This is a genomic window from Gluconacetobacter entanii (assembly GCF_013155425.1).
GTDB lineage: Bacteria > Pseudomonadota > Alphaproteobacteria > Acetobacterales > Acetobacteraceae > Novacetimonas > Novacetimonas entanii.
Window position 1 is genome coordinate 281,995 of the sequence record NZ_JABJWD010000003.1, and the last position, 12,266, is coordinate 294,260.

General features: G+C 61.5%; 12 protein-coding genes. 2 read left to right on the forward strand and 10 right to left on the reverse strand.

Annotated features, from left to right (window positions below; genetic code table 11):
* Nucleotides 1-16 precede the first annotated feature (16 nt).
* The 9 genes from HNH97_RS01260 to HNH97_RS01300 form a co-directional block, all read right to left on the reverse strand.
* Complete coding sequence (locus HNH97_RS01260) at nucleotides 17-1,033, reverse strand: ABC transporter permease (protein WP_110095828.1); 1,017 nt, start codon at nucleotides 1,031-1,033, stop codon at nucleotides 17-19.
* Complete coding sequence (locus HNH97_RS01265; protein WP_110095827.1) at nucleotides 1,023-2,528, reverse strand: sugar ABC transporter ATP-binding protein; 1,506 nt, start codon at nucleotides 2,526-2,528, stop codon at nucleotides 1,023-1,025. The genes HNH97_RS01260 and HNH97_RS01265 overlap by 11 nt, the downstream gene beginning before the upstream one ends.
* Nucleotides 2,529-2,555: 27 nt before the next feature.
* Complete coding sequence (locus tag HNH97_RS01270; RefSeq protein ID WP_110095826.1) at nucleotides 2,556-3,476, reverse strand: substrate-binding domain-containing protein; 921 nt, start codon at nucleotides 3,474-3,476, stop codon at nucleotides 2,556-2,558.
* 52 nt (nucleotides 3,477-3,528) lie between these two features.
* Nucleotides 3,529-4,011: a D-erythrulose-4-phosphate isomerase gene (derI, locus tag HNH97_RS01275; protein WP_110095825.1), complete on the reverse strand. Its 483-nt coding sequence runs from the start codon at nucleotides 4,009-4,011 to the stop codon at nucleotides 3,529-3,531.
* Between the two features lie 33 nt (nucleotides 4,012-4,044).
* The gene (locus tag HNH97_RS01280; RefSeq protein WP_171789574.1) at nucleotides 4,045-4,863 is read right to left on the reverse strand and encodes a DeoR/GlpR family DNA-binding transcription regulator; all 819 of its coding nucleotides are present in this window, start codon (nucleotides 4,861-4,863) and stop codon (nucleotides 4,045-4,047) included.
* Complete coding sequence (locus tag HNH97_RS01285) at nucleotides 4,841-5,623, reverse strand: triose-phosphate isomerase (protein ID WP_171789636.1); 783 nt, start codon at nucleotides 5,621-5,623, stop codon at nucleotides 4,841-4,843. Before HNH97_RS01285 ends, HNH97_RS01280 begins: the two co-directional genes overlap by 23 nt.
* Before the next feature lie 194 nt (nucleotides 5,624-5,817).
* Nucleotides 5,818-6,816, reverse strand: a complete 999-nt coding sequence (locus HNH97_RS01290; protein ID WP_171789575.1) for a beta/alpha barrel domain-containing protein — start codon at nucleotides 6,814-6,816, stop codon at nucleotides 5,818-5,820.
* Between the two features lie 3 nt (nucleotides 6,817-6,819).
* Nucleotides 6,820-8,526 carry a glycerol-3-phosphate dehydrogenase/oxidase gene (locus HNH97_RS01295; RefSeq protein WP_171789576.1) on the reverse strand — a complete coding sequence of 569 codons (1,707 nt, stop codon included), beginning with the start codon at nucleotides 8,524-8,526 and terminating at the stop codon, nucleotides 6,820-6,822.
* Nucleotides 8,523-10,124, reverse strand: a complete 1,602-nt coding sequence (locus HNH97_RS01300; protein ID WP_171789577.1) for an FGGY-family carbohydrate kinase — start codon at nucleotides 10,122-10,124, stop codon at nucleotides 8,523-8,525. The genes HNH97_RS01295 and HNH97_RS01300 overlap by 4 nt, the downstream gene beginning before the upstream one ends.
* Before the next feature lie 234 nt (nucleotides 10,125-10,358).
* On the opposite strand from HNH97_RS01300, the gene HNH97_RS01305 reads away from it, so the two are divergent.
* Nucleotides 10,359-11,192 (forward strand): DeoR/GlpR family DNA-binding transcription regulator, encoded by an 834-nt coding sequence (locus HNH97_RS01305; RefSeq protein WP_171789578.1) that lies wholly within the window; start codon nucleotides 10,359-10,361, stop codon nucleotides 11,190-11,192.
* Nucleotides 11,193-11,247: 55 nt separating this feature from the next.
* Here the strand turns inward: HNH97_RS01305 and HNH97_RS01310 are convergent, their stop codons facing one another.
* Entirely contained in the window at nucleotides 11,248-11,406 is a 159-nt protein-coding gene (locus HNH97_RS01310; protein WP_171789579.1) for a hypothetical protein, read from the reverse strand.
* A 247-nt stretch (nucleotides 11,407-11,653) separates the two neighbouring features.
* Here HNH97_RS01310 and HNH97_RS01315 point away from each other — a divergent pair, with 247 nt between their 5' ends.
* Nucleotides 11,654-12,259 (forward strand): winged helix DNA-binding protein, encoded by a 606-nt coding sequence (locus HNH97_RS01315; RefSeq protein WP_233043341.1) that lies wholly within the window; start codon nucleotides 11,654-11,656, stop codon nucleotides 12,257-12,259.
* Nucleotides 12,260-12,266 lie beyond the last annotated feature (7 nt).

A 12,266-nucleotide genomic window follows, 5' to 3' on the forward strand; every position in this document is an offset into this window, starting at 1 on the left:
ACGTCGCGACCGGGCTTTACGCCTCACGGTGCAGATAGCGACGCGCCAGGGAATCAAAGGAGATGGCCAGCACGACGATCCCGCCGCTGACCACCGACTGCCAGTAAGGCGAGATGCCGAACAGCACGATGATGTTCTCGATCATGCCGATGATGACGGCGCCCAGCACCGCCCCCACCGGGCTGCCCAGTCCGCCCGTGGTCGCAACGCCGCCGATGACGGCCGCGGCAATGGGGGCCAGCACCCACGTATCACCAATGGAGGGCTGCGCCGTGCCCAGTCGCGCCACCATCAGGATCCCGGCAAGCGCCGACAGGAAGCCTGCAGTGGCGAAGGCGGCGATACGGATGGCATCCACCCGCAGGCCCAGCATGCGGGCGGCTTCGGGATTGCTGCCGATGGCATAGACGTAACGCCCGACCGGCGTGCGTACCATGACAAAAGCCACCACCCCCAGGCAGGCCAGCAGGATCAGGAAGGGCACCGGCACGCCATAAACCAGCCCACGCCCCAGAAAGGAGATGTCAACGGGCACGCCGGTAATCGCCACCCCCTTGGTCGCCACCAGGATCGCGCCGCCATACACACCCGCCATGCCGATGGTCAGCACCAGCGAATGCAGCCGCAACTGGGTGATCAGCACGCCGTTGAGCATGCCGCACGCCGTCCCCAGCAGCAGGCACAACACCAGCGACAGCCACGGGTTCAGGCCGGCCTGCACCATCAGCATGCCGCCCGTAATACCGGAAAGCCCGCCAATCGCGCCCACCGACAGGTCAAGTTCGCCAAGGATCATCAGGATCGACTGTCCGATCGTGACCAGACCGATAAAGGCCAGCGCGCGGGCCATGATCATCATGTTGAAGCCGGTCAGGAAATGCGGTGACAGCAGGCATGACACGCCAAAGATCAGGACAAGGGCCGCGATGACGCCACCCAGCGGGTTGCGCATGCACCGTGCGGCCAGCCTGCGCAGGGGCGGCAGGCGCGGCGGTGTGGGCGGTGTCGTGGGGAATGTGGTTTCAAGCGACATGACGAACCTCCGGCGCGCCGATAATCGCGCCCACAAGTGTATTGATGTCGGTCGTGGCCTGATCGAACGAACCGGTGATCTGCCCGGAATGCATGGTGATGATACGGGTGGCGCAGCGCTGCAGTTCCGCCATTTCCGAGGAAACGAGGATAATGCCCACCCCTTCCTCCGCCAGTTGCTGCATGATGCGGTAGATCTGGAACTTCGTGCCGATATCGATGCCCTTGGTCGGTTCATCAAAGATCAGCACGCGCGGCCTGCGCGCCATGGCACGCCCGATGATCGCCTTCTGCTGGTTCCCGCCCGACAGGTACATGATCTTCTTTTCCGCCGATGAGGTGCGGACATCGAAACGCTCGATGGCGTCCGCCACCACACGCCGTTCCCGGCCGGATGAAATGACCCCACCGCCCATGATCTGGTTCATGACGGAGACGGCAATGTTTTCACGCACGCTCAGCAGGGGGAAGATCCCGTGATGCCGCCTTTCCTCAGGCAGGTAGAGCATCCCCATCGCCACGGCCCTGTCCGGCCTGCCGCGCGGGATTTCATGCCCGTCCAGCACGCACCGGCCCGCCGTGGCGTGGTGGTAGCCGAACATGGTCTGCATGAGTTCGGACCGCCCCGCCCCCACCAGTCCGGCAAAGCCCAGTATCTCGCCCCGGCGCAGGGTGAAGGATGCGTCCGTGAACCCGGGACCGGACAGGTGCGCCACATCGACAATGACATCCCCCGCCCCCGACGTGGCCGCGGGCTGGAAGCGTTCGTCAAGCTGCACGCTGTTGCCGGACATGAGGCGGATCAGCCTGCCTTCGTCCAGTTCCGACATGGGATGGGTGCCCACACTGCGCCCGTTGCGCAGCACGGTGACCGTGTCGCCCAGGGCGAAAATCTCCTCCATCCGGTGCGAGACGAACACGATCGCGCACCCTTCGTCACGCAGCGTGCGCAGGATGGAAAACAGGTGTTCCGTCTCGCTCGATGTCAGCGAAGAGGTGGGCTCATCAAGGATCAGCACCCGGAAATTCCCGGCCCCCGCCGCACGCGCGATCTGCAGCAACTGCTGGTCGGGCACGCTGATATGTCCCACCTTCTGCCCCGGACTGGCATGCATGCCAAAGCGGGTCATGAGTTTCTGCGCCGCCGCCTCCATTGCCGCGCGTGACACGGTCATGCGCCCGAAACCGGATTTGGCGAAGGGCATGAACATGTTTTCCGCAACCGTCATGGTGGGAAACAGGCTGAGTTCCTGCGGCACGTACGCCACGCGGGCAAACAGGGTGTGATCGGCCAGCGCATCGTGGCCCTCTATTTCCACACGCCCCGCATCCGGGGTGACAAGGCCGGTCAGCACCTTGATCAGCGTGGATTTTCCCGCGCCATTTTCCCCCGCAAGGATATGGACCTTTCCCGCCTCCAGCGTCAGGTCGACATGGTCCAGCGCCACAACGCCGGGATAGGTCTTGCGCAGGGATGAAACGTGGAGAACCGTCATGATCGTTACTCCATCACTGTGGGGAAATCAGATGTTCTTCCGGGTCAGGACATCTATGCCGGTGTCTATGTATTTGGGCGTCTTCTGTCCCAGCGCCTGCTGCCATGCGGCGATGACTGCCCAGTAGCCCTGCATTTCCGGCCGGCTGGATGCCGATGAATCCGCCACCCCGTCACGGATGAGCTGGATCATGTCGTTCAGGTTGTCCAGCCCCACTTCCTTGACCTTGCCCGTGCGCCCGCTTTCGCGGATGGCCTGACCGATCCCTACCGGTCCCGATGCGTCACACGCCACCCATCCGACAAGATCGGGATGGGCCTGCATGATGGCGGATGCCTGTTTCTGCGCGGTTTCGATACTGTCGTTATCAATGCCGGTCGCAACCACCCGGATCTGCGGATACTTCGCGAACGCCGCGCGTTCACATTCCGCGCGCCGGGTATGGTTCGGGGCGGTCGGCACGCCGATCATGATCGCGACCTCGCCCTTTTCCCCGATCAGTCCCGCCAGGCGCTGTGCCGCGATCGTGCCCTGTTCGCAGAAATCGGCCCCCACCGCCGTGATGTCCATCCCCTCCGGCGGCAGGGAATCAAACACCGTCATGGGCACCTTTTCATCCACGGCCTCAAGCATGGTGGCGTGGTTGCCCTTCTCATCCAGCAGGTCGAGGATCAGCCCGTCGGGATGGGTTGCGATCGCGCGTTCGATGATATCGTTCTGCGACGAGACATCGGCCGTCTGGGGTGCGCGATATTCGATTTCCACCTTGCGCCCCGTTGTCTTTTCCAGCAGGTCGGCCGCCGCACGGGCGCCGGTGTTCACCTTGTCGAACCATGGGTGGACCGTCTTGGGGATCAGCACGAAGCGCAATGGCGCATGATCATCCGCCGCCCGCGCCGCCAGTGGCGCAAGCATGATGGCCGTGGCAAGAAGAAAAGCTGTTTTCATTTTTATTGTTCTTTCGCTTTACCGGTCATCCGGCCGCGTCTGCAGCAATCGTTCAGCAGGTGGTGACGGCGGGCTGTCCATGGGCATATTTCTGTCCCAGGGCATCAATGCCCGCCACATTGCGGGCCGACGGCCCCTTCGGGTCGAAGGAGCAGGCCAGCCACGCATTCACGATGCTCTTGGCGACTTCCGGCCCGATGACACGCGCGCCCATGGTAATGATGTGGGCATCATTGGACAGGGCCGCCCGTTCGGCGGAATAGGTATCATGCGTCAGGGCCGCGCGGATGCCAGGTATCTTGTTGGCCGAAATACAGACCCCGATGCCGGTGCCGCAACACAGGATCCCCCGGTCGAACTTCCCCGACATGATGGCCTGTCCCACCCTCTCGCTCAGGGTGGCATACAGTTCGCTGCCACCGCCGGGCGGGACGGACATGTCCACCACTTCATGCTCGCCCAGGTCCTTCAGGTACTGCGCAAGCATTCCCGCCATGCCGTTACCGGCGCTGTCGCCACCAATGGCTATACGCATCGTTTCCTCCCATTCTGGTAATGGAGTGTATTTTTATTCAGGTTTTACTTCATCACTGGCGGACAGCCGTGCCATCCGCAGTGTAACGCCGTGGTCAAGCAGCCTGTCCGCCACTGCGGGATCAAGGCCGTCATCGGTTATCACCACGTCGAATTCGGAGAGGTCCGCCAACCGGTTCAGCGCATTGCTGCCAAACTTCGTGCTGTCGACCATCAATACGCGCCGGTCCGCGCTGCGCATCAGCGCATGCTTGGCTTTTACGATATCCTGTTCCTGATGATAGGCGTTCACGCCATGGATGGCGGATACGGACATGAACAGGGTCCCCACCCGCAGCGCCCCGATCGCCTGTTCGCACATCAGCCCGAAAAATGCGTCAAAGGTGGGATGATACCGCCCCCCCAGGGCAATAAGGCTGATGGAGGGCATCGCCCCGACTGTGGTGGCAACGCCAAGGCTGTTGGTCACCACCGTCAGGGGCCCCATCGCCGCCAGGTGATCCACCATGCAGCATACGGTGGTCGAATCATCCAGCGCGATGACGTCGCCAGGCACGACCATGCCTGCCGCCAGCGCCGCGATGGCCTTCTTCTCACGCATGGCGCGACGCCTGCGGTACAGCATGCTGCTTTCGACAATGCCGTTGGGCAGGGTGGTCACCCCGCCATGCACCCGGCGCAGCAGTCCCTGCGCCGACAGGGCCTGCAGGTCACGGTGGACGGTCATGCGACTGGTTTCAAAACGCGTTACCAGTTCATCAATTTCCACATTGCCACGGTTCATCACATAATCGACCATGGCGCGCCTGCGGGTGGCGACGGTGCCGTTTTCAGCCAGGTGCAACATGTTCATGCGCCACACTCCCGATGATCTGCCTGAAATCAGCAACATTCCATGCCGCACGACCAATAAAGACGCCATCCACATCCGCAAGCCGTGCATAGCAGCAGGCATTGTCACGTGTAACGCTGCCGCCATACAGCAGGGGGATTTCGTGCCCGGCGTCCTCCCCGGCGATCTCCACCAGCACCGCGCGCAGCCGTGCATGGGTGTGGGCAACAAACGTGGCATCTGCCGCGCGCCCCCCCGCCCCGATGGCCCAGACCGGTTCATACGCCACCAGTACCTGCCCCATCAGGGCGGGGGGAACACCATGCAACGCAATACGCAACTGGCGGGCCAGCACATCTTGCGTCACACCGAACGCATGTTCCTCCGCCGTGTCGCCGATACATACCAGCGGGCGCATGCCGTGGCGCAACACCGCATGGACCTTCAGGTTGACGGTCCAGTCCGTTTCACCAAAATGCGCCCGGCGTTCGGAATGGCCGATTTCCACCAGCGCCGCACCACATTCAGCCAGCATGACGGGCGAGATTTCCCCCGTCCATGCCCCTTCATCCTCCCAATGGGTGTTCTGTGCCCCCACCAGCACGGATGTGCCCTCCAGTATGGCGCAGACATCCCTGAGCGACGTAAAGGGCGGGATGACAAAAGGCTGCACCCCCACAGGCGGATGAAAGGCGGCCAGTGACCGCGCGGCCTCGATGGCGGCGGCTGGTCCCTTGTTCATCTTCCAACTGGTGCCAATCCATAACGGTCTGGAATGCATCACGGATCTCCATATCTGGCAGGATGCGCAGATATAACGCTTTACATGATATATATATCATAACCGGCGTTGTGGTTGCGCCATTCCCAGCAGGAGGATGTTCACATTCTCCTGACCTGCGGAAATGTATGAAATACTGCCCTGCCATTACGAAATATAATTTACGAAACCAAAGTATAGAATGACGGATGCTGTCAGCCCATCACGCCCATGCTGACCGGACCTTCCAGCAGCGTAGCTTCGGTAATGCAGCGATCGGCCCCTAGCGGCCGTTCGGTACGCCATCCCCTGCGGGCCAGGGCATCGTGGTAAAAGCATGTGGCTTCATCCGGCAGAAGGTCCCCATCGGTCACACGCCGCATGGCCTGCACCAGCAGCAGCGGGTCATCGGCATCGACGATCTTGCGCCCGAACAGGGCCGCCCGCGCACCGCAGGCCTGGGCCTGGTGCAGCAGTTCAAGGCAGTCACGCGTTGTCCCGCTGCCGCCACCCATGATCCCCACAACCATGCGTGGATCGAATGCGCACAGTTCGGTCAGCGCGGCCGCGCCGTTAAACGGGATCTTCAGGAATTGCGGACGTTCCGCCTGCCGCAGGCCGGCAAGGGCGCGGACAATCATGTCATTCAGGAAGACACCCCAGTCCGGTTGCGCAATCCGTCCTTCGTTGGGATTGAATACCTCAAGGAAATAGGAAAAACCATGCGCCTGCGCATCCTCGCGAAAGTGGCGGAAACATTCCAGCGCATGAGCATCATGTTCCGCATCACCGTTGAAGGTCATGGAATACAGGCCAAGCCCGGTCTGTGCACCCGCCAGTGACGCGCTGCGAAAGGGTACGGAACGCTGGGTGGTATAGGGACTTCCCCGCCCGCGCCACACGTCAGTGGTGTCATTGGCGCGGATTGCAGGCTGCACACGGCTGTCGTTAAAGGCGCCCTCCTGCATCAGCGTTTCCAGATTGGAAGCCGAAACCAGCATGATATCGACAACATCCAGTTCCAGCATCGCGCGGATATCATCCAGGTACGCATCCCGGCAGCGATAGGGCGACAGCCCCCCCATGCTGCGGTCACGCCCCATGGCGCTGATACCTGCCGCCATGTCGGCATCCTTGGCATCGGCCAGGATGAAGTCGGCGCGCGTGTCTGTCCCGGCGGCCATACGGGCAATCTTGGTTTCATAACGGTTCATTGTTCAGGCTCCGACCGGTTCGGGCTGCATGGATTTCGACGCGGCCATACGGGCGGCAAGGTGATGCCGCGTTTCGGCCTCCTGCCACGCATCGCGGGCCTGACGCCGGATCGTGTCGGCATCCCATCCAAGGGTTTCCCCCGCAATGGCTGCGACCTCGCGCGTGACGTCGGGTGTTAACGCACCAGACAGCGCAATGGTGGTGCGGCGGTAGAGAATGTCCGCAACATGCCGGACCTGTTCATGACGTGCGATAAACATGATTTCCCGGCAGGTATAAGATGGCAGGCTGTCCAGCGGTTGATCGGGCGCAAGGGCACAGAACCGCGCGATTTCCACCGCCAGCGTGCCGTAACGGCCAAACAGCACGCGCGCCCGTTCACGTGGAATGGCGCAGGTCGCGGCAAAACGGTCGATATGGGCTTCAAGGTCCCCGGGACGGGGATAACCGCGCCCGCCCCCGATTGGCAGCGACCGGGTGGAAACCTGCCGCACCCGGCCCAGACGGGGCAGGATGGTGTCTGCCACTTCCTCCGCCAGGCCGCGGAACGTTGTCCATTTGCCCCCTACCAGCGAAAACAGCGCGACTGTTCCCAGCCGGTCCTCATGCACGATATGGTCACGGCTGATCGCGCCGGGGTCGGATGCGTTACTGGCTGGCAGGGGCCGCACGCCACTGTACCGGTAGATCACGTCGGACGCATCAAACCGGAAACCGGGGAACAGTGCGCCCAGCATACCCAGCATGTAGGACTGTTCCGCATCGGTGCAGATGGCCCCGTCCGGGTTGGAGACAGGAATATCGGTTGACCCCATCAGCACGTGGCCCAGAAATGGATAGGCCAGGCAGATACGCCCGTCCGGCGTGCCGAAATACACCATGTTCCCGTCCAGTTCGCGCAAAAGCCCGTCATGGCGCAGCACCAGATGCGAGCCCTTGGTGCCGCCGATATAACGGGTCGGCACGCCAAGGGCAGCATTGACCTGGTCGATCCATGCACCGCCTGCGTTGACCATGATGGGTGCGCGCGCCCGCCACGACTGCCCGCGTGGCCGGTCATGCAGTGCCACAACGCCATCGTGAAACGATTCAACATGGGTATAGGTCGCGATACGACAGCCTTCCTGCGCCTGCAATGCATCATGTGCGCATTCATAGCCCAGCCGTTCGGGTTGGCTGATTGCTGCATCATAATACTGTGCGCAGGCCATGACGGCACTGCTCATATGCGGCCAGCGCGCGCGGGTCTGCCGGCCTGAAAACAGGCGGTGCCGGGGCATGACGCGGGCATGGCGGCCAAGGAAGTCATAGATCTGCAGCCCCAGTTCCAGCACCAGTGCCCCCCGGTCCGTCATTTTGCCGCCCAGCCGCAGGAAGCGCCGCACGGACGGCACGATCCCGCCAAGCCATGAACGGACAGGCACGGTCGTGGGCAAGGGATGGACGACATGCGGCGCATTGCGCAGCAGCAGGTTACGTTCCAGCGTGGATTGCGCGACCAGACGGAACTCCCCGGTTTCAAGATATTTGATCCCGCCGTGGATCAGCCGCGACGGGGCGCTGGAGGTGCCGCCGCAGATATCGCCCCGGTCCACCAGCAGCACACGCACGCCCTGCACGGCCAGTTCACGCATCAGCCCCGCGCCATTGATCCCGGCGCCGATGATGATGACATCATAATCCTCCACGGGAGACAGGACGGTATTCATGAAGGAATCCCTCCCATGGCTGTCGCATGATGGGCATGCAGATGCATGGCGGGATGGGCCCCGGATACAGGCTCTGGTTGTGGGGGTGGCGGGGATGACGTATCATACAGCGCGCGCCAGAACGGGCGCATGGCCTGCGCCAGTTCCACATAACGGTGATAGATGCCGTCATATGCCACCACCTGCTCTGGTTGCGGGACATAGGTCCGTAGCGATACATCCAGCCCCGCCACGGCGCGTTCAAGATCAGGCTGCATGCCAACCGCCACCGCCCCGGTCAGGGCTGCGCCCAGTGCTCCCGCCTCCCGCACGCAAGAGACATCAACAGGCATATCCAGCACATCGGCAAAAAGCTGCGCGATCGCGGGCTGGCCGCTGCCGCCACCAGATACGCCCACGCGCGCCACCGCGCCCGTCTGGCACAGGGCACTGACATGCATGCGGTGATTGAACACCATGCCTTCCACCATCGCCTGCAAAAGGTCGGTCCGGTCATGCCATGACTGCACGCCGAAAAATGACGCGCTGGCAGGGGCGATATAAGGGGAGCCGAACAGGAAGGGATGGAAAAGTGGAACCGTGCGCGCGTGACGGGCGGCGGTCAGGCGTTCTTCCACCTCATGCATCAATATCGTCGTGGCATCCCCGTTTCCGGGCAGGAGCAGGCGCGCCATCCATTCCAGATTACTGGACGACGCAGGCGAGATCGCCATGCAGTTCCACAATCCCCGACGGTAACCTGCACGGCAGGCCCAGCCCTCTCCGGTGACCGGCCTGTCGCGGAATACCTCGTTTATGGAAAACGTGCCGGCCGTAAGCGACATGTCGCCGGGCTGTGTATGGCCCATCCCCACGGCGGCGGCCGTTACGTCATGCAGCCCGGCTGAAACCGGCGTGCCCGCAAGCAGGCCCGTTGCCGCGGCGGCGCTGGCCGTGACCGTCCCGGCCCGTGCGCAGGAATCCAGCATGGGCGGCAGGCAGTCACGCATGGCCTCCAGCCCCAGGATATCGAGGATGGCGGCGCTGTACTGCTGCGTATGCAGATCGGTAAAGGCCGTGCTGGCCTCGGTTATGTCTGTTGCGATTTCCCCCGTCAGGCACAGCCGGATCCAGTCCTTGGCGAACAGGACGGACCCGATGGCGTGATAGCGCTCCGGTTCATGCGCACGTACCCATGCCAGCAGGGTATTGGCAGAATACGCATAAGGCCGTTGCCCCGCCAGCGGCACAAGCTGGTCCAGAACCCCGCGTTGCTGCCAGTGGTCGTGCAGGCCCGTAGCACGGCTGTCGAGCGACATGATCCCGCGCCCCAGCGGGTTGCCCATGCGGTCGAGCAGGAACAGCCCGTCGCCATGCGCTGTGACACCCACCGCGGCAATGGCCTGACCGTTCAGGCCCGCATCTTCCAGCGCCATGCGGATGGTTGTGGCCACGCCCTGCCATACTTCCCCCATGTCACGTTCAACATGGTGCGGGCGGTCCATGTGCTGGGCCACGCGACAGCGCCCCGTGCCCACGATTTCACCCTCAGGGGAAAAAATGACCGCCTTGGTGGTGGTAGAGCCGCAGTCTATTCCGATGATGAAGTTCCGGCGCATCCTCGACCTCCTGATATCCAGCAGCATGATGACGGATTCACTATGTTATATATAACAGGTTTAGTGTTATATATACCGCATATTAATGTGATCTCCCATGACGGGAACCGGATCGGATGGCGTTCAAAGGGCTGGACAGCCATTGCGATGGCCACATTGAATGTGACACCGTAACAGGTATCCCTTACGCTAAGCGCCTTCCTGTTGACCTGCGGATGAAGATCGATTTCCAGTATGAGCGAGAACACGGGCCCGTCACATTCCCTGAATTCCAGCCGATCTGCCCGACGGGGCGACAACACGACACGCCAGCAACGTATCCTTGGCCTGCTGCTTGAAACGGGTAACGCCACCATTGACGCGCTGGCCGCACATTTTGACGTCAGTCGCATGACCATTCACCGTGATGCCAATGCGCTGGCACAACAGGGACTGGTGGAAAAACTGCATGGTGGCATTGCCCTGCGCAATCGTGCCGCTACGCAGAAGACCGTAAGCTATCGCATGGCCCTTGCCAGAGAAGGAAAGCAGGCAATCATTGCCCGCGCCATATCGCTGATCCGGCCTGAACAGATCATCATTCTGGATGATTCAACCACCGTAGCCGAGATGCTGCCCCTGCTGCCTGCGCTTGCCCCCCTGACCATCATCACAAACGCCATGGGCGTGGTACAGGCACTGGCCCCATATCCCGACCTGCGCCTGATCTGTCTGGGGGGCGATTACAACCGGCCCCGCAACGCTTTTTTCGGATTGATATGCGAACAGGCGGCACAGGGCCTGCGTGCCAATACGATGTTCCTGTCCACATCCGTCGTTCATGGCGGCGCGGCATTTCAGAACAATCAGGACATTATCAAGATCAAACGTGTACTCATGGAAATCTGTGACAAGACGGTCCTGCTGGTAGACAGTTCAAAGTTCCGCAAAGGGGGACTCTACCGACTGGCGGGTCTGGATGCCTTCGACCATGTGCTGACGGATGCCCAGATCAGTCCGGCCATACATGAAAAACTGAATGCTGCCGGTATCCCACTGGAAATCTGCAAACCCGACGGTGGGTCTTAGGCCCAGGGCTTGTCTTATGAAATCCGGATCGCTGTATGCGACAGGGCGTGACGTCTCACCCGTCCTGCTCACGCAACAGGACGGTGTCCAGCGTGAGACGCTGTGGCGTTTTTTGTCGGATCAGGATCCCGGGGCCGAAGTTGCGGTCCTTGTGGATGGTGCGGGAGGCAAATCGCGGGCCTGCCCCCACTGCCGGAGGATCGTATTGGCGCATGGGGATACGCCATCCTGCCCGATCTGACGGCCCGGACCATCGGCATCTGGGCCGCCGCAAGGATCTGGTACAACCCGGTTTTGACAAGACTGCCTGCTGGGGATGCCGTCATGTCCGGGGCGGGGCCAGTCCCATGATCGGTCAATTCAGGTCATCATTCCTGCGTCCTTCGGCGGATCAGCCATTCTACCTGATGAAGCAAAATCGGCCGTCATCATGTCCACAATCATGATACATTATCCCATCAGTGCATGATGACCCTTTCCCCAGACAGACCAGGACAAACGAAAACACTATGGCAATGAAAAAGACATCGAAAGAACCGCAGGCCAATCCGGAAAAGGAACAGCGCCCTTTTATCGTCTCATCTTCCCACCTCGCCTCCCCCGGTCAGGAAGATGTCAGCGAATTCGAATTTGCACTTACAGTTGTCAATCATGCGTTCCAGCGCTGGGTCGCAAGGGGCATGGCTTCTGCAGGATTACCAGAACTGTCCCCACTTGATGCCCTCATTTTGCATAGTGTCAATCATCGCAACCGGAGCAAGAGCATTTCGGACCTGATGTTCACACTCAACCTGTCCGAACGCCATTATCTGAACTATGCCATGAAAAAACTTGATGAGTTGGGCCTGATCGTGCGCATCCGCCGTGGCAAGGAAGTTTTTGTAGGGGCCACGAAAAAGGGGCAGGAATATTGCGAAAAATATGCCAGCATCCGTCGCACCTGCCTTCTGGAACTGATGCCTGCCGACAGGCAGGTAGGCGATGTCGCGATCAGAGAGGTTGCAAAGGCCCTGCGTGTCCTTACCGGGCTTTACGAACAGGCTTCGCGTTCCGCCGCATCCCTGTAGGCGGTCC